The sequence below is a fragment of the Empedobacter sp. ULE_I140 genome (assembly GCF_053482575.1).
The window spans coordinates 3,252,913-3,272,348 of record NZ_JBQMTX010000001.1 but is presented as its reverse complement, the minus strand read 5'-3'; the positions used below and the strand labels follow the sequence as shown (position 1 = coordinate 3,272,348).

The window sequence follows — 19,436 nt, the reverse complement described above, 5'->3', positions numbered from 1 at the left end:
GGACCTCTGCCGCCTTTTCTTCTAATTGCGATAGTTATTCTGTTTTAAATTATTTTAATTTGATTTGTTCTTTCATGAAGTCGATAAACGCTTGAATCGTCATCTCTCCTAAATCACCTTCTCCGTGTCTTCTTACAGAAACTGTACCGTTTTCTGCTTCTTTTTCACCGATGATTAACATGAAAGGAATTTTACCGATTTCGGCATCACGGATTTTTTTACCAGTTTTCTCGTTTCTACTGTCAATCAGTCCGTTAATTTCTTCTTCGGCCAGCAAATTTAATACTTTTTCTCCATATTCCACATATTTTTCGCTAATTGGTAAAATTGTGAATAAATCTGGTGTTAACCAAAGTGGTAAATTCCCTGCTGTATTTTCTAACAAAATGGCAATGAAACGTTCCATAGAGCCGAATGGCGCACGGTGAATCATTACTGGTCTGTGTTTTTCGTTGTCTGCTCCAGTGTAAGTTAAATCAAAACGATCTGGTAAATTATAATCCACTTGGATTGTTCCTAATTGCCATTGACGTCCTAATGCATCTTTCACCATAAAGTCTAACTTAGGTCCATAGAATGCAGCTTCGCCATATTCTACAACTGTTGGTAAACCTTTTTCTGCTGATGCTGTGATAATTGCTTGTTCAGCTTTTTCCCAGTTTTCGTCAGATCCGATGTATTTTTCTTTATTCTCTGGATCTCTTAATGAGATTTGAGCCGAATAATTATCAAATCCAAGATTTGTAAATACATATAATACTAAATCAATTACTTTTTTGAATTCTTCTAATAATTGATCTGGTGTACAGAATAAGTGAGCATCATCTTGAGTAAATCCACGAACACGCGTTAAACCGTGTAATTCTCCTGATTGTTCGTAACGATAAACTGTACCAAACTCTGCATAACGTTTTGGTAAATCGCGGTACGACCATTGAGATGTTTTGTAAATCTCACAATGATGTGGACAGTTCATTGGTTTTAACAAGAATTCTTCTCCTTCGTTTGGCGTTTTAATTGGCTGAAAACTATCTGCACCATATTTTGCATAGTGACCAGAAGTTACATACAATTCTTTTTGACCAATGTGTGGAGAAATTACCATTTCGTAACCCATTTTTTGTTGCTCTTTCAATAAGAAGTTTTCTAATTTTCTTCTCAAAGCAGCTCCTTTTGGTAACCAAAGTGGTAAACCTGCACCAACTTTTTCAGAGAAAGCAAATAAACCTAATTCTTTCCCTAATTTACGGTGATCACGTTTTTTTGCTTCTTCTAATAACTCAAGATATTCTGTTAAATCTTTTTGTTTTGTGAATGTAATACCATAAACACGAGTCAACATCTTGTTTTTCTCATCTCCACGCCAATAAGCTCCCGCAACATTCAAGATTTTTGCAGCTTTCACAATTCCAGTGTTTGGAATGTGTCCACCACGACATAAATCTGTAAAATTATCGTGTGTACAGAATGTAATATCTCCATCTTGTAGATTAGAGATTAATTCTATTTTGTATTCATTGTCTTTGTATGTCTCTAATGCTTCTGCTTTTGAAACTGAATATAATTTGAATTCAGCTTTTTTCTTTGCATTCTCTAACATTGCTTTTTCTACTTTCGCAAAATCAGCTTCTGTAAATTTATCCTCACCAAAATCAACATCGTAATAGAAACCTTTGTCAATCGCAGGTCCAATAGTTAATTTAGCATTTGGATAAAACTCTAAAATAGCTTGCGCTAATAAGTGAGCAGATGAATGCCAAAAAGCTTTTTTACCCATTTCATCATTCCAGGTTAACAATTTGATCGTTGCATCTGTGGTGATTGGGGTTGTTGTTTCAACTTGTTGATCGTTTACTATAGCCGAAATTACATTACGTGCTAAACCTTCACTAATGCTTAGCGCCACGTCCATAGGAGTTACGCCACTCTCATACTGTCTTACACTTCCATCTGGAAGAGAAATGTTTATCATCTTACTTTTAGAATTTGTACTAGGATGCAAAATTACGAATTTTCTGTAAGTTGACGAAATTTTTAAAGGGTTGATTTTGTTTGATTATTGATTATTTAGAATATTTTAAATATTAACTAGATGTCATACTGAAACGAGTTCCTTTAGATTTGAAAATCTTAAATTGTAGTATAAAAAGAAGAGAAAAGAGTTTGAGTACACTATAACGAGTTCAGAGCTATATAATCTCATATTCTGATTAAGACTCAACTCTTTCTTATCAAATTCTCAAATAGAAATTCGGGTTAAAAACCCATTAGTAAGGAATCGAGTTATTGATAAGTTTCTCTTCTCATTAAATTCAAATTTATGGAAAAAATTGTTATTGGTATTGATGTGAGTAAATTAACTTTAGACATCTGCATTCAAGAAAATGGAGTGAATCGTTTTGATACTATTGCTAATACTGAAAAAGCTATCAAATCTTTTTTGAAACAATTTGTTAAGAGACAAAATATTCTAATTGGAATGGAGAATACAGGGAGATTTAACATCCTTCTTTACAACGTATTAATTCAACATTCTTTTGCTGTTTATGTCATCAATCCTTTGCATTTGAAAAAAAGTATGGGATTAGTTAGAGGTAAAAATGATAAAATTGACAGCGAACGTATTGCTGTATTTTTACTTAAAAATTATATGGATCTTCAACAGTGGAAGCCTAATTCGAAAGTCATTGAAAAGATAAAATTATTGAATGCTGAAAGAAAACATCGCGTTAAAATAAGAGCAGGATTACTAGCTCAAGCAAAAGATGAACAATTCTTAAAATCAACTATGGATAAAGCTGTATTACGCTTAAACACTAAGCTTATTGATGTCTTAACGAAACAAATTAATGAAATAGAAGAAAGAATCTATCAATTAATTAACGAAGATGAACAGCTTCATAATCATTATAAAAGAATACAATCAATTCCTGGTGTAGGAAAAGTTTTAGCATTTAATATGTTGATTAAAACAGATGGTTTTACAACCATAAATACACCTAGACAAATGGCTTGCTATGCTGGAATAGCTCCATTTGATTTTCAATCTGGAACTTCCATAAGGCGAAAACCGAAAGTTTCATCAATGGCTGATAAAGATTTGAAGAAACTATTGCATTTAGCTGCAATGAGTGCTATTCGTTTAGATAATGACTTGGCTATTTATTATCATCGAAAGGTAGAAGAAGGGAAAAATAAAATGTCGGTCTTAAACGCAGTCAGAAATAAAATAATTCACAGAATTTATGCACTAATTAAAAATCAAAATATTTATAAAAATAACTTGGTTTTGTCATAGAAATCAGAAAGAAGCCCAACTTTTTTGCCTAATTCTATATTATTATCCAACATATATTTTTCGAAAGTAGAATAATCAATTCCTTTTTCTTTCGTTTTTTCTAAGATCGTTTCATCAGGATAAACTCTCGAACCAAAAGGTAAAGAATATAAAAAAGGTCCATCTGCAAAAAGTTGAACTGAGGTGAATAGAGTCAATAGAAAAGTAAAAAGTAGTTTTTTCATAAGGTTGATTTTTATATAATTAGAAATTTTATTGAATATTTTTTCAATTTTTAGATGATTTAACATGAATAAAATTTATTATTAAAGCATTTTCTTTATATTAATTCAAACAAGACAATTCTTCAAATTGTTCTTTTAGAAAATAGTTTTTACATATATTTAACAAATTAATACATCACACGTGAGTCAAATAAATAATACTGAAGAAAAAGAATTACAAAGAGGCCTTACTAACCGACATATTCAATTGATTGCTTTAGGTGGCGCGATTGGAACTGGTTTGTTTTTAGGAATTGGACCTGCTGCTGTTTTAGCTGGACCATCTGTTATTTTGGGATATGCAATTGCAGGAATTATAGCCTTTTTTATTATGCGCCAATTAGGAGAAATGGTTGTTAACGAGCCTGTTTCAGGAAGCTTTAGTCATTTTGCATATAAATATTGGGGATCTTTTGCTGGATTTGCTTCTGGTTGGAATTATTGGATTCTTTACGTTTTAGTAAGTATGTCCGAATTGACTGCAATCGGAATTTATGTACAATTTTGGTGGCCAGAAATTCCATTATGGGCGTCGAGTTTGTTCTTTTTTATTGTGATTAACGCATTGAATTTAGGCTCAGTAAAAATGTTTGGTGAAGCTGAATTTTGGTTTTCTATCATCAAAGTAATTGCCATTATTGCTATGATAATCTTCGGAGCTTACTTATTAATAAGCGGAACTGGAGGTGAACAAGCAACAATACAAAATCTTTGGAACAACGGAGGTTTTTTTCCAAAAGGTTGGTTATCTGGTAATAGCGAAGGCGGTTTTAGTGGATTATTCGCCGCAATGGCTCTTATTATGTTTTCTTTTGGAGGTTTAGAATTGATTGGCATCACAGCTGCTGAAGCTAAAAATCCAGAAAAAACAATTCCAAAAGCAACCAATCAAGTAATTTATAGAATTTTAATCTTCTATGTTGGAGCATTAATTATCTTATTTTCGTTAGCTCCTTGGGAAACGATTACGGATAAAAGTAGTCCTTTTGTAATGGTTTTTGAGAATTTGAATCATTTGAAACTAAATATTTTTGGTAACACAATTGATTTTTCAAGATTAATTGCCAATGCACTAAACATTATTGTTTTGACGGCTGCTTTATCAGTTTACAATAGCTCTGTTTACAGTAATAGTAGAATGTTATATGGTTTGGCAGAACAAGGAAATGCGCCTAAATTCTTAAAAAAATTAAACAAAAATCACGTCCCTGTTATGGCGATTTTAGTTTCATCTTTTTTCGCAGCAATTTGTATTTTAATTAATAAAATAATTCCAGAAGATGCATTTCATGTATTGATGTCTTTAGTGGTTTCTTCGTTGGTAATTAACTGGATTATGATTTCGATAACACATCTTAAATACCGAAAACAAAAGAATTTGGAGAATACAAAAACATTATTTCCATCTTTCTTGTATCCTATCAGTAATTATATTTGTCTAATTTTCTTATTTGGAATTTTAGTGATTATGTGGTTTACAGGACTTAAAATTTCAGTAGAATTAATTCCAGTTTGGTTGATCTTCCTTTACATCGCTTATCGAATTGTAAAAGAAAATAAAAAGACTAAGAATTCTTGATAAATTTTAATTTAAAATAGTTCATATAAAAGCTTCAAGATTACTTGAAGCTTTTTAATTTTACATCATGAAAAAAATAGTTGTTGGATTCATTTTGATGATGAGTTCTATTGTGTTTTCACAAGAAATTTATCAAGTTATAGCGCAAGAAGGATTGACAGTTAGAACAAGTCCGAATGGAAAACGAATTGGTAAAATTCCGTATGGATATCCTGTTAAAATTTCAGAAAAAGGTGAAGCGTTTGCAATTAAAGATAATGGGAAAGCAAAAAGTGGAAACTGGGTGAAATTAGATGTTAGCTCGTCTAAATTAATTTTGGATGAAGGAGTTAATGATTCTTCTGCTCAAGGCGATTTGTATGCGTTTAGTGGTTATTTAATCACACAACAAAATTTTGTCAATCAATTCGAAACAGAAATTTCTACGCACCCAGCTTTTAGCGAATTTTATTTAGCAACAGCTTACAAATGCTTCGCAATTAAAGGCGACTTTTTTGGTGACGGTGTGGTGGATTATTTATATAGAATGATTGATACAAAAGGAAATATCCGTTTATTTATTGTGAATAATATGAAAAAAGGAAGTCAAATTTATGGTTTGGGAGGAGCAAAAGATCCGTTCAAAATTACAAATTATGATTTCGGAACGTTGATGATGATTCCAAAAGGAACGCCACTTTATTCGAATTATAAAGATGGAGTGAAACGAAATTTAAATGGAGTTTCTAAAAATGAAATCGTAACTTTAGATCATGATGCGATTTATGTAAATCAAGATAATGCGAAGGAAGGTGGATTTATTTACCGAAAAGATGGTAAATGGAATTGGTTGAATCAAAAATAAAATTAAAATAATTATGCAAAATATAGAAGGTAAAGTAGCTTATATAACGGGGGGAACAAAAGGAATTGGATTAGGAATTGCAAAATCATTGGTAGAAAACGGTTTGAAAGTAGCAATTTCTGGACGAAATATTGATGATGTTGAAAAGGCACGTCATTATTTAGGAAATCAAAATGTATTGGCGATTCAGTCGGATGTGAGACATTTCGAAGATGAACAAAATGCAATTGAGCAAATTATTTCTGCGTTTGGACGTTTGGATATTGTGATTGCAAATGCTGGTTTAGGGAAGTTTGCTCCAGTTGATGAACTTTCTTTAGAAGATTGGAATGCGATGATTGATACAAATTTGACGGGAGTTTTTCATACGATAAAAGCTTCAGTTGAAGCATTAAAAGTTTCGAAAGGATATTATATTTCGATTGCTTCTTTGGCTGGAACAAATTTCTTTGCGAATGGAGCTGGTTACAATGCTTCGAAATTTGGAGTTGTTGGTTTTACGCAGGCTGCGATGCTAGATTTGAGAAATTATGATATCAAATGTACAACGATTATGCCTGGTTCTGTGACTTCAAATTTTAATGATCATGTGCCAAATTCTGAGGATGGATGGAAAATTCAACCTAAAGATTTAGGACAAATGATCGTTGATTTATTGAAAATGAATCCAAATGTTTTGCCAAGTAAAATAGAAGTTCGTCCTACGAAAACAAAATAATTTAAAGATCTCGATAAGAGATCTTTTTTTATGAAGAAAATATTTCGTAATTACCAATAGTTTACATAGTTTCGTGGAAAAATAAGAAATACAATAAAGGTATTTTTTAATGAACCCTTTTTAATGAGTTTTAAAAAATCAGTCAATCATTTTCGTCGTACAATTATGCGTCGATTAACAGGAGGAATAGGTGATGGTAATTTGCCAAAAGTAGACAAAGAAAAACCTCTTGAACTTAATAGAGTACTGATAAACAGACCCAATCAGCGTCTGGGAAATATTCTATTGATTACACCTTTGATTCAGGAAATTATCCGATATAATCCAGATATTAAAATTGACTTATTTGTAAAAGGAAAGGTCGCTCCGATTATTTTTGAGAACTATCCTCAAGTTGATCAAATTATTGAATTACCTAAAAAACCTTTCAAAGAATTGATTCAATACGCTAAAGTTTGGCTAAAAATCAAGAAAAAGGATTACGATTTAGTGATTAATGTTGATAAAAATTCATCTTCAGGACGACTTTCAACTTCTTTTGCGAATTCTAAGTATAAAATTTTTGGGAATGAATTTGAAATGAATTCGAATCAAGAAATTCATATTCATCAAGCGCAATATCCAGTTTATCTGTTTAGAAAATTCATAGAATTATTTAAAAATAAAGAAGGGAATTTAGATATTCCAACTCTAAATATTCAGCTAACAGAGAAAGAATCTTTGAAAGGAGTAGAAATGTTAAATGAATTGATTCAAGATCCTTCAAAGAGAACGTTGGCGTTTTTTACGTATGCAACAGGTGTAAAATGTTATGATGAGGAATGGTGGATAGAATTTTATAATTTATTTTATCCAAAATATTCGCAAGAATATAATCTAATTGAAATTTTACCTGTCGAAAATATTTCGATGTTAAATCATAGATTGCCTACTTATTATAGTAAAGATGTGAGAGAAATTGCAGCGTTGATGAAAAGTTGCGAATTTGTGATTGCAGCCGATTCTGGTATGATGCATTTGAGTTGTGCTGCGTCTACAAAAACAATTGGTTTGTTTAAAGATCAAAGCTTCTTAGAGCGTTATAAACCTTATGGAGTAGGAAATGCTGTAGTCTTGATTAATAATGAAGATAAGAGGATTCTTATTCAAGAAATGGATAAATTATTGGTTTAAAAAGCTGTTTTTTATCATTGAATAAAATTTATATTGATTTGATATAGAGTAAATTAACTTCTATAAAAATATTTTAATTTCGTTTGATAATTTCATAGCTTTGTCCTTTGAAATAATATAAAAATGTCAACAGAGTTTACAATTGTTATCCCAATTTATAATGAGGAAGATAACTTGATAAGATTGGAAGAAACAATGAATCAATATCTGTCAAAGTCAATAAAACAGACTGAAATTTTATTGATTAATGATGGTTCTAAAGACAAAAGTTTGGCTCTTATGAAAGAGATTTGTAGTAGAAATCAAGCTTTTCATTATATTTCTTTTGACAAAAATTATGGCTTATCTGCTGCTATAAAAGCTGGTTTTGATACAGTGAAATCTAAATGGGTTGGTTATATTGATGCAGATTTACAGACAGATCCAGAAGATTTCAATAAATTATTAGAGTTAGCAGATCAATTTGATTTGGTGACTGGTGTTCGTGCAGATCGCAAAGATTCTTTCGTGAAAAATATGTCATCTAAAATTGCCAATTCTATTCGTAGAGCATTTACCAATGACGGAATGGATGATACAGGTTGCCCATTAAAAGTTATAGATGCTGAAAAAGCGAAAAAAATTCCGATGTTCAAAGGATTGCACCGATTTTTACCAGCTATGATTTTATTACAAAACGGAACAGTAACTCAAGTTCCTGTCAAACATTTTCCACGTATAGCAGGCGAATCAAAATTCAATTTATGGAATCGTTTATTAGGACCGTTAATGGATTGTTTTGCATTTGTTTGGATGAAGGAAAAATACATCAATTATAAAATTCAAGAAAGAGCATAATGCCAAATTGGGTTATCATCAGTATTGGATTTCTTGCACAAGCACTTTTTTCGAGTCGTCTTATTTTACAATGGATTGTTTCCGAAAAGAATAAAAAAGTTCTTACACCAAAATTATTTTGGGAAGTTAGCTTGTTTGCCTCTGTTTTGCTATTTTTATATGGTTATTTGCGTCATGATTTTTCAATTATGTTGGGACAAACATTGACGTATTATATCTATATCAGAAATATTCAACTTCAAAATCATTGGAAAGAATTTCCAAAAATAGTACGTATTTTTCTGTATATTTTTCCTGCATTAATTGTTTTTTATGGCTTCAATAACGGAATTTTTGATGTAGATTTATTATTCAAAAACGAAAAAATTCCGATGTGGCTTTTATTTTTAGGAGTCGTATCTCAGGTACTTTTTACATTTCGTTTCGTCTATCAATGGATTTATTCCGAACGAAAACACGAATCGCAATTACCAATGGGATTTTGGGCAATTAGTTTAACAGGATCATTGTTGATTTTAATTTACGCGATTATTCGAAAAGATCCCGTTTTATTTGTTGGTCATTTTATGGGATTTATCGTTTATGCTCGAAATATATTAATCAAACGAAAAGAAAAAAATGGTTCAGTGGATTAAGCAAAATTCAGTTTTATTTTTAATCATCGTAACAATTTTGATGTTGTTTGTCAATCTTGGCGCTTTACAAACCAACATTATGGAAGCTCGAAACATTATTTCGGCGCGAGAAATGGTACACGATGGAAATTGGATTTTTACCACGCTTAACGGTTTGCCTCGTTATGAAAAGCCACCTTTACCAACTTGGATTACAGCTGTTTTTGGAAGTGTTTTTGGTTTCGAAAACTTTTTTTGGCTACGCATTCCAGTTGTTCTAATTACCATTTTATTAGTCGTTTGGTTCTATAAAACATTAACGCATTTCGATTTAACAAAACAACAAGTTGTTAATTCTTCATTGGTTTTAATCACTTCATTTTACGTATTTTTCTCAGGGAGAGATAACAATTGGGACATGTACACGCATAGTTTTGTGATGGGAGCAATATTGTTTTTGGTGAAAGAATTTCAATCATCAAAATTTAATTTATTCAATTTTATTGCTGCATTTTTCTTGTTGGCTTGTTCGATAATGAGCAAAGGTCCAGTTTCGTTGTATGCGTTATTTTTACCTTTTTTAATTGCCTATTTTATTGTTTATAGATACAAATTAGGAAGAAATTTAGGAATTACAATTTTAACGATAATATTAGGTTGTGTTGTAGGATTTGCATGGATGATGTATGTGAAATATTTTGATCCAGAACATTTTTTAGCGGCTTCTCAAAAGGAAGTGAACAATTGGCATAGCTATAATACTCGCCCAATTTATTATTATTGGAGTTTCTTTACGCAATCTGGTTTATGGACAATTCCGGCTTTGGTAAGTTTGATTTATCCCTATCTAAAGAATAAAGTTGCAAACAAAAAAGCCTATCAATTTGCTTGGTTATGGACGATTTTATCGGTGGTTTTATTATCTGTAATTCCAGAAAAAAAATCAAGATATTTATTACCAGTTTTAATTCCTTTAGCGATGAATATTGGCTTTTATATCGAATATTTACGATTAGAATTCAAAAATTTATCAAATAAAACTGAACGATATTTTACCAATTTTGCGTTTGGTTTATACGGAATAATAGGAATCGCAATTTCAGTTGGTGTTTTTATTTATACAAAAGATCGTTTGTCAGAATTTTTGGTTTGGTCGATTCCTTTTGCTGTCGTAGGATTAATTTTAGGAATCTCAATTTTTAAAGGATTAAAGATAAAATCATTCGAACAGATATTTTACTCAACTATTTTATTGATGTGCTCAGTTGTTGCGTTTGGATTTCCACTTTCCAAATTAACTTTTTCCGAAGAATTGTATTCTTCTGCTAAAAATCTGAAAAAATTAGAACAACAAAATCAAATCAAAACATACGAATGGCAAAGTTTTGTTCCTGAAATAGTGTTGGATTATGGGACTTCAATTCCTGCAATTAACGATGGAAAGAAAACTATCTTTCCGAAAGAAGAGAAATTTGGAATGTTAGCAAGTCCGTCAGATTCTACTTTTTTTGCGGATCATTTCAATAATTATTCAATCAAAAAAATTGGTGTGGTCGATTTGAATCATTCTTCAAAAAATCAAAAAAATTATAACGATCGTATCCAAAGAAACTATTATTTGATTCAAAAAAAGTGATTAAATTTCGAGTAAAATTTTTAGCTTAAATTTTCGTTATTCTAATAAAATCTTTTGCAGTTTCGGATTCTATTTTTTCTATGTTTTTGGTTAGTGAACAGTTTTGTTTTTGCTCAACATTTTGGGTGGAAAAATCCTAATTTTAGACAAGATTCTGTTCAACTTTCTGATACGATAAAGCTGCAAAATAAAGGAATTTTGTCAGAAAAATTTCAAATTTTAGATTCAATAGGAAATCCAATTTCAAAAGAATTTTATACGATAAATTTTGAACGAAACGAGGTTTATTTCAATTCTTCAATCGCCAAACAAATGGTGAAAATTCAGTATTTTGTTAATCCAAAATTAGCCGAATCTGTTTTTTATGCCAAAAATCCGAATATCATTGTTAATGATGCAAAACCAGTTGATATTTTTCATCGAATAGAACCGAATTCAAAACAAGCGAACAAAGATGTTTTTGATGGTTTGAATAGCAAAGGATCAATGGTTCGTGGAATTCGTTTCGGGAATAATCAAAGTGCGTCTGTGCAATCTTCGTTGGATTTGGAATTGTCTGGAAAATTATCGGATGATATTACAGTAAATGCGGCGATTGCGGATAATAATGTGCCAATAGAATCGGATGGATACACGCAAAATTTGCAAGAATTTGATAAAGTTTACATCGAATTAGCCAGTAAAAATTCGAAAATTAGAGCTGGACATATTGATATTAATACCAATCAAGAACGAGATTTTTTCAATCCATTTAATCAAAAAGTAACAGGTTTACAATTGTCAACTCAGTTAAAAAGCGAAAAATCCTCGACCAATATTTTTGCTTCTGGAAGCATTACACGAGGTGAATTTATGCGTGTTAATTTTGTTGGACAAGACGGAAATCAAGGTCCTTACAGGCTTTCTGGAAAGAATAATGAATTGTATGTGATTATTATTTCGGGAAGTGAAAAAGTATATATTGATGGTGTTTTGTTGGAGCGTGGCGAGCAAAATGATTATGTAATTAATTACAATACAGGAGAAATTTCTTTCACTTCAAACCGATTGATTACCGCAAATACGCGTATTAATGTGGAGTATTTGTACAATTCTCGAAATTATTCACAAGTTTTACTTTATGGTGGAGCTGAATACGAATCGGAACGATTGAAATTGTCAGGTTTTTTCTTTTCTCAAGGAGATTCGAAGAATAATTCACTTGGAAATGATTTGACAGATGCTGAAAAGCAAATTTTGGCAAATGCAGGGAATGATCCAGATAAAATGTACACCATTTCTGCAGAGAAAACGACGTATGATTCGAATAAAATCTTGTATCGAAAAGTAAATCAAAATGGATTAGATATTTTTGAATATTCGACGGATCCAAACGATGAATTGTATCAAGTGGCTTTCACGTATGTTGGCGCTAATCAAGGAAATTATCGACAAATAAATGCGAATCAAAATGGGAAAGTCTTTCAATATAACGAAGCAATTGCTGGAGTTTTACAAGGTGATTATGAACCAATAAAGCAATTAATTTCGCCTAAAAAGTTGCAGATTTATACGTTGAATGGACAATATCAATTGAGAAATAATGGAAATGTTGGTTTTAATTTAGGTTTGAGTAATTATGATCAAAATTTATTTTCATCGATTGATGATCAAAACAATTCTGGTTTAGCAACTCGTGTTTATGGTGAAAAAACATTTTCTTTCAAAAATTGGAAAATTACACCTTATGCGGAATGGAATTTTATTAATAAAAATTATAAAAGTGCAGAGCGTTTACGAGCTGTTGAATTTGCACGAGATTTTAATTTGGAACAAGAATTAAGTGGCGTAAATCAGAATTTTATCACAGCAAAAATCAATTCATCTTGGAAAGAAAAATTTAATGCACAATATAAATTCGATTATCTTGAAAATACTGGTTTGTACAAAGGTTTGAGAAATCAACTTGATGCAAATTATAAAACTGAAAAAGACGAAATCGTTGCGCAAGCAAATATTTTATCAACAAAAGCAACGCTTCAAAATACCAATTTTGCGCGTTATATGGTAGATGGAAAACGAAAAATTGGAAATAAATTTTGGGTTGGAGCGAGAGTTTGGGGCGAGAATAATGACATGGATGATTTGACAAAAAATCAAAAATCAGATTTAAGTTTTAAATGGAATGAATTTCAGTTGAAAGGAGGTTTTGCAGATTCGCTTGGTCATAAAATCGATTTGACGGTTTATCAACGTCAAGACGATTCGGTTCGTTTAGGGACTTGGCAAAATATTCAACAAAGTAAAGGAGCTATTTTTAATTCAACATTAATACAAAAACAAAATCATCAATTAAATTTAAATTTCCATTATCGACGAGTTAATTATCAATTTTTAGATGCGCCGAACGAAGATTTTATGACAGGAAGCGTAAAATGGTACAAAGCTTTTTTCAATCAAGGTTTACAATTAAATGTAGATTATGAAGTGGGAAGCGGTGTGGAACCGCAGCGTGAATTTCAGTATGTAAAAGTTTCGGATGGAATGGGAATTTACAAATGGACGGATTATAACGGCGATGGAATTGAGCAAATTGACGAGTTTGAAGTGGCAGAATTTATCGACCAAGCAAATTATATTCGCGTGTATACGAATACAATCGAGTATTTGAAAACGAATAAAAATCAATTCAATTTTACGTTGCGTTTTCGTCCAAAACAAGTTTTTAATACCGAAAATGAATTCTGGAATCGTTGGATGTTTCAGCAAAATATCTCGGCAAGTAACTCGTTGCGCAAAGAAGGAACGACGTTAGAATGGAATCCTTTTACGAATTCGGCTCAAATTTTAGGTAAAACAAGAAGTATTCGTTCGTCGATTTTCTTTAATCAAGGAACACAATATAAATGGTCGTCAAATTTTATTTACAATCAACAACAATCCCAAACGTATGTTTACACAGGTTCTGAATACCGTGATTCAGACAGTTATTTGTTGCAAGCGCGTTATAAGATTTTGCAAGATCTAATCGCAAGTTTCGATACTGAATATATGGTGATTAACAGCGATTCTGAATTATTTTTGAGTAGACGATATAAGTTAAATAATCTTCGTTTATCACCAAAAATTACGTATCAAACAGAAAAAAATCTTGTTGCGTCGTTGTTTTATAATTATCAAAATAAGAAGAATGTTTCGGGTGAAGAGCAATTAAATCAGTCGGATTTGGGAACAGAAATTCAATGGAACGGTTCGGATAAAATGAGTTTGTTGGGAAGTTTTAGTTTTATCAACAATAAATTTATCGGAAACCAAGAATCTGTTGTTGGAAATCAAATGATGGAAGGTTTGCGCGCTGGAAATAATTTTGTTTGGCAGTTGCAAATCCAACGGCAAATCACAAGTTTTTTGCAATTGAATATTTCGTATGATGGACGAAAAACCGAAGAAAATAAGCCAATACATACGGGAAGTGTGCAAGTGCAAGCGAGGTTTTAAATAAAAAAAGACGATTTTATAAAATCGTCTTTTATTATTATTTTTACATTCTATTTACTTCATCTTGATTTCCAGTTTCGCGATTTTTTACTGATAATTTATTACTTCCGAATTTATAATTCAATCCAATTCTTATGCTTTGAGTATCCCATACATTCGCAAAAGTTTGTACGATTCCATTGTTATTTTGTGATAAATATTCTTGCGCTTTGAAAATATCTGTTGCATTCAAACTCAATTCTAATTTTTTATCTAACATCAAATATTTGAACGAAAGATTGAAACGAGCATAAGGTTTTAGTTTATAATTTTGGAAAGTTTCTCCAAAATTTTGAAAATAAATCAAGTTAATAAACATCGTTTTTTGTTGATTAAGCGTAAAATCATTTGTCGAAAATAATGAACTCGACCAACCTTTGAATCGCTTAGAAGAAATTGCAACATTTGCGCTCGAATAAGAAACTTCAAAAGTAGTAACGCTTGACCACCATTTTGTAGGATTTATCGTCATATTTTGGCTCAAACCAAAGCTATCCGAATCTACAAAATTCATCCAAACAAAAGTATTATGTTTTGTGTTCTCATCAATGATTGAAGCTTGATTGACACCATCTCTCAAACTTGAATAATAAAGTCGAGTATCAAATTTTTTGTAAGTAAAAGTAAGTTCTAAATTGTGTGTAAAAGCTGGTTTCAAAAAAGGATTTCCTTCGTTGTAAACATATTCGTTTTGTATCATTCGAAAAGGATTTAAACTTTCGTAATTTGGACGATTGATACGACGCGAATAATTAATTCCTAAACTTTTACTTTTATCAAAAGTATGCAACAAATAAAATGACGGAAACAGTTTGATATAATCTGTTTTATTCGTTTGATTATTTTCTCTCGAAAAACCTTCTGTTTGTGTTGCTTCTAATCTCAAACCAGCTTGCATCTGCCATTTTTCTCCAAACTTTTTACTTCCGTTCAAATAAATTGCTTCGTTATTTTCTTTGTATTTGAAAAGATTCGACAAATTTTCATCAAATGTATAGTTGTAATTTTCGTCTGCTTTATATGCTTCAACCAAATTATTTGATTTTGATTGCGAAAATTTAGCACCAAAACTCCAATTGAAATTTGTTAAAGGAAGTTCTACATCAATTTTTGTCGAAAAATTCTCAATTCGATTGTTTAAATTACTTTTTCCACTAAAAAAAGAATTTTCTATTAACTGATTATTTTTGTAAGAATTGGTTGCATAAGTTCTATTCATTGGAGATGAATAATTGGCGTAATCGGCATCAAACGAAATCTTTTTACCTAATGAATCAAGTGCAAATTCAGAATAAAGATTGACCAAAGATTGATTCGTCTTACTATTTTCAAAAGAATTTCCTTTATTTGTTTGATAAACTTCGTTCGCTAAATTCTTGAAAAACATTTCTTGTGGATTTTCTGAATTATATTTCGAATTGTTGAATGAAAATTTAGAACCAATTGTCCATTTATCGGTTAATTTATAATCAACAGAGAATCGCCCTCCAAGATATTTATTAATATAATCTGTGTAAGAAATGTTATGTCTGCGCGCGTCAGAGAAAAATAATTCGTTGTTCCATGTTCTTAGAAATCTTCTATCTCCAGCATTCAACGAAGTCTGAACTGTCCATTTATCTTTTTGTAAATTGTAAGCTGCATTGTAGCGCTCTGTGTTTCTTTTACTTCGCGTATATGATGCTCCAATAGTGGAATTCCAGCTATTATTTTTTATTTTTTTTGTTACAATATTTATAATTCCACTATTTCCTTCTGCTTCATATTTTGCAGGCGGAGTCGTGATGACTTCAATTTTTGAAATATCAGAAGCGCTAATACTTTCCAAATAATTAATCAAATCCGTTTGTGACATATAAGTTGGTTTGTCATCAATCAAAACCATTACAGAATTTTTTCCAGAAACCGCAATATTATCATTTGTTACATTCAAACCAGGAGTGACGCGCAAAACATCCATTGCAGTTCCGCCAGCCGCTGAAGTAGAATTTTCTACATTGAAAACAAACCGATCGATTTTTCGTTCCATGATTTTCTTTTCTGCTCCAACGACAACTTCTTTCAAGTTTGTAGATGTTTTAATTTCAATCTTTCCTAAATCGATAGAATTATTCAATTGAATATCTTTCTGAAAAACAATTTCTTCAAAATAGTTGATTTCAAATTTGTACGTATTTTTCTTTGCTTCAATAGCGAATTTTCCAAGTTCATCTGTTGTTAAATTGATAATTGTGTCTTGATTAGATAAGGTAATGTCAACATAAGGAAGCGCTTTATTTTGCTCCATAACTTCGCCTGTTAGTGTATAGTTTTGAGCAAATAGAAAACTAGCGCTAAATAAAATGATAAGTTGAATAAATGTTTTCATGTTGAATTAATTTTAAACAAATATTCTCCAAATCGATTCTTTTTGAACTTTAAAATCGACAAACCCTACTATATTATCGACGAATTTGATTAAAACCAAAAACCTCGAGAATCTCTTGAGGTTTTTGATTTAATTTATTTTTCCTTCATAATAAACAGGATTTCCTTTTTCATCGAAACCAATTATAGTTAATTGATAATCTTTTGGTTTATCGTTGTTGAAATATTCTATTTCTGTGTCTTCTCCTGGAGCTGTATACAAATTAGGATTCCAAAATAAAGTACTTCTTATGTCATTCGGAACATCGTTGTAAAGCGATTCGTAATCATCATTGTTAAAATATGGAAGGGATTGATTATAACCACCAATTTGAATTAAATTATTAGGTAACATAGGCGTGTTATCAACTGGCGCATCACTTCCTCGTTTAGAGTAAATTGCAATTGCATTACCAAGTAAACCAGCGCCTTTGAAAATTTTTACCATCGCAATATCTCTAGGATTAATACTAGTTAAATTATCTGAAGTCATTTTCATTTCGTTCCAATAAATTGCAACTTCAGAATTTCTAATTTTTGGAACTCCGTTAGAAACCGTTAATCCTGCAACTCGTCCAGCTAAAAAGTCCATAATATTTGTATAACCTTCTATTGGCTGAGATTCGTTTACGAAATCTATCACAGTTTCGTTTATGTTATTGAACATTCCGCTACTTAATTCATTGTTCAGCTTCTCAGTTTTCGATTTTTTATCCGCTTTTACAACAACTTCTTTCAGACGAATACTTTTATCATTGATGATTTTGATGTTCTGTTTATACGTATTCTGCTTCTCGACTTCTTCTTTATTCGTAATTTCTTCTAATAAATAAGGCGTTGCAGGCAATTTGGATTTATAACTTGTACTTTTATAATTTGGCACAACAGATAAAGTTAAAGTTCCGTTGTTGGCAGATTTTCCATTTTCCGAATTCAAGAAATAATTCATCGCCATTGGCCCATAATAAAACAAATTATTCATCTCGAAGTTTCCTTCATAATCAGTATCAAGCGTTGCAAATTCTTTTCCATTATTCTGCATTTTATAAATAATACTCAACGAAGCATTGCTCAATTCTCTCCCGTTATTATATGCTTTCACTTTGTAGGAAAGATATCTACGATCGTTGTCAATAGTAGGTTTTACGATATTTCCAACCACTAAATCTTCCCAATTAAATCTTTTCCATTTTTCTGTTATTAAAAGCGCATCCAGATTTTCTGAGAATTCATTATTTTTAAAATATTGTGTAGGATGATTAATTTTCGAACTAAAATCTCGCGTCAATAACATTGCAGAAATTAAATTGTCTTCATCATTATTTTTTTGATCTTTGATAACAGCCGAAAAATTAATTTCTTCAGGATATTTTACCTTAATTGTGTTTAATTCTCGTGGATTAGCCGTTGTTTCGAAAGAAATTTCAGGTTTTTTGTACGATTCTTTTGGATTGATAAATATCAAACGATGAGCAACCTGAATATCATTTGCATCAAAAATGGCAATGTTCAAAATACCTTTGTCATTGTCTAAAACCTCTTTTGGAACATAAGTTGAAACCGATTCCACACTTTTTACAATTTGAGAACTCATTACAAGTTCATTATTAATTGTTCCAATAATTTTATGATTCAATAAAGGATTTTCTTGATTGATGCTTTTTAATTGGATCACAATGTCTTTGCTATTTCGAACAACTTTCATCAGAATCCCATCTTTTTTAGCTTCAGGTAAATCAATAATTTGTTGATTTCCTTTTTCGTCATTTAATTGTACTTGATAAGATTTGCCTTCTTCTGCTCTCAACGCAAAAGTCGCAACGTTTTCATCTAGATTATCAAATGTTGTAATTTTATTGGTAGGATTATTTTTCTCGAATACAAAACCATTCCATTTTTTTGGTAAATCTCCGTCCGATTTTAATCTTACAGCAAATTTAGTTGTCTGATTTTGAATAAAATTTCCACCTTCAGCAAAAGCTTTCGCATTCCATTTCAAATTTGGATTTGGAACAAGTTTTAACTTAGAATTTGGATTATAAATTTTAATTTGATTGATATGTTGAAATTCTTCTGAGAAGAAAGTCATGTACGTTGTGTAGGCTCTTACAAAGTAAATTCCTTCCTCGTTTTCGTTTTTGGTATTTAGCGTTCCGTCACTTTCACCGTTTACAATCGGAACCAATTTTCGGTCGATTATTTTTTTGTCTTTATCGTATAATTCTACAATAAGATTTGTAGAAATTAAGCTAGGTTTGTAGCCATTTAATGTATAAGCTTTGAACCAAATATTATCTCCAGCAATATAATCTTTCTTATCAAATAATAAATAAACTTTTTCCTGAGCGTAATTTGTATCCAGACTTTTTATAGCAGTTTCCAATTTTGATTGCGCAAAAGTTGTAATCGAGCAAAAGTATAATGCGAGTAAATAAATATATTTCATGCGAGAATGATTAATCTAATAGAATGAATTTGAATTCTTAAAATTATCATTATTTAGATGATTTTCATTCATACTTTTTATTAAAATTTATCATAACTTTTGATTG

Annotated in this window: 13 protein-coding genes; 9 read left to right on the top strand and 4 right to left on the bottom strand. The window is 30.9% G+C overall.

The window, feature by feature from the left end; translation table 11 throughout:
• Positions 1–49: 49 nt before the first annotated feature.
• Positions 50–1,972, bottom strand: coding sequence for a threonine--tRNA ligase (thrS, locus tag ACTS9J_RS15690; RefSeq protein ID WP_416411148.1), 1,923 nt, complete (start codon positions 1,970–1,972; stop codon positions 50–52).
• A 348-nt stretch (positions 1,973–2,320) separates the two neighbouring features.
• Between thrS and ACTS9J_RS15685 the strand changes: the two genes are divergently transcribed.
• Positions 2,321–3,298, top strand: a complete 978-nt coding sequence (locus ACTS9J_RS15685; protein WP_038337380.1) for an IS110 family transposase — start codon at positions 2,321–2,323, stop codon at positions 3,296–3,298.
• Here the strand turns inward: ACTS9J_RS15685 and ACTS9J_RS15680 are convergent.
• Positions 3,271–3,522 carry a hypothetical protein gene (locus tag ACTS9J_RS15680; RefSeq protein WP_448353460.1) on the bottom strand — a complete coding sequence of 84 codons (252 nt, stop codon included), beginning with the start codon at positions 3,520–3,522 and terminating at the stop codon, positions 3,271–3,273. The genes ACTS9J_RS15685 and ACTS9J_RS15680 overlap by 28 nt on opposite strands.
• Positions 3,523–3,703: 181 nt before the next feature.
• Between ACTS9J_RS15680 and ACTS9J_RS15675 the strand changes: the two genes are divergently transcribed.
• The 8 genes from ACTS9J_RS15675 (at position 3,704) to ACTS9J_RS15640 (ending at position 14,439) form a co-directional block, all read left to right on the top strand.
• Positions 3,704–5,140 (top strand): amino acid permease, encoded by a 1,437-nt coding sequence (locus ACTS9J_RS15675; protein ID WP_371875724.1) that lies wholly within the window; start codon positions 3,704–3,706, stop codon positions 5,138–5,140.
• 67 nt (positions 5,141–5,207) lie between these two features.
• The gene (locus tag ACTS9J_RS15670; RefSeq protein WP_448353459.1) at positions 5,208–5,984 is read left to right on the top strand and encodes a hypothetical protein; all 777 of its coding nucleotides are present in this window, start codon (positions 5,208–5,210) and stop codon (positions 5,982–5,984) included.
• A gap of 13 nt (positions 5,985–5,997) precedes the next feature.
• Positions 5,998–6,702: an SDR family oxidoreductase gene (locus tag ACTS9J_RS15665; protein WP_448353458.1), complete on the top strand. Its 705-nt coding sequence runs from the start codon at positions 5,998–6,000 to the stop codon at positions 6,700–6,702.
• A gap of 123 nt (positions 6,703–6,825) precedes the next feature.
• The gene (locus ACTS9J_RS15660; RefSeq protein ID WP_448353457.1) at positions 6,826–7,875 is read left to right on the top strand and encodes a glycosyltransferase family 9 protein; all 1,050 of its coding nucleotides are present in this window, start codon (positions 6,826–6,828) and stop codon (positions 7,873–7,875) included.
• A gap of 123 nt (positions 7,876–7,998) precedes the next feature.
• Complete coding sequence (locus ACTS9J_RS15655) at positions 7,999–8,712, top strand: glycosyltransferase family 2 protein (protein WP_448353456.1); 714 nt, start codon at positions 7,999–8,001, stop codon at positions 8,710–8,712.
• Entirely contained in the window at positions 8,712–9,347 is a 636-nt protein-coding gene (locus ACTS9J_RS15650) for a lipid-A-disaccharide synthase N-terminal domain-containing protein (protein ID WP_221855455.1), read from the top strand. The genes ACTS9J_RS15655 and ACTS9J_RS15650 overlap by 1 nt, the downstream gene beginning before the upstream one ends.
• On the top strand, positions 9,331–10,962 hold the full coding sequence (locus ACTS9J_RS15645; RefSeq protein WP_125349996.1) for an ArnT family glycosyltransferase: 1,632 nt from the start codon (positions 9,331–9,333) through the stop codon (positions 10,960–10,962). Before ACTS9J_RS15650 ends, ACTS9J_RS15645 begins: the two co-directional genes overlap by 17 nt.
• A gap of 93 nt (positions 10,963–11,055) precedes the next feature.
• Positions 11,056–14,439, top strand: coding sequence for a hypothetical protein (locus tag ACTS9J_RS15640; RefSeq protein ID WP_280050062.1), 3,384 nt, complete (start codon positions 11,056–11,058; stop codon positions 14,437–14,439).
• Between the two features lie 43 nt (positions 14,440–14,482).
• Here the strand turns inward: ACTS9J_RS15640 and ACTS9J_RS15635 are convergent, their stop codons facing one another.
• Complete coding sequence (locus ACTS9J_RS15635) at positions 14,483–16,846, bottom strand: TonB-dependent receptor domain-containing protein (protein WP_448353455.1); 2,364 nt, start codon at positions 16,844–16,846, stop codon at positions 14,483–14,485.
• Between the two features lie 129 nt (positions 16,847–16,975).
• Complete coding sequence (locus ACTS9J_RS15630) at positions 16,976–19,330, bottom strand: hypothetical protein (RefSeq protein WP_448353454.1); 2,355 nt, start codon at positions 19,328–19,330, stop codon at positions 16,976–16,978.
• Between the last annotated feature and the right edge of the window lie 106 nt (positions 19,331–19,436).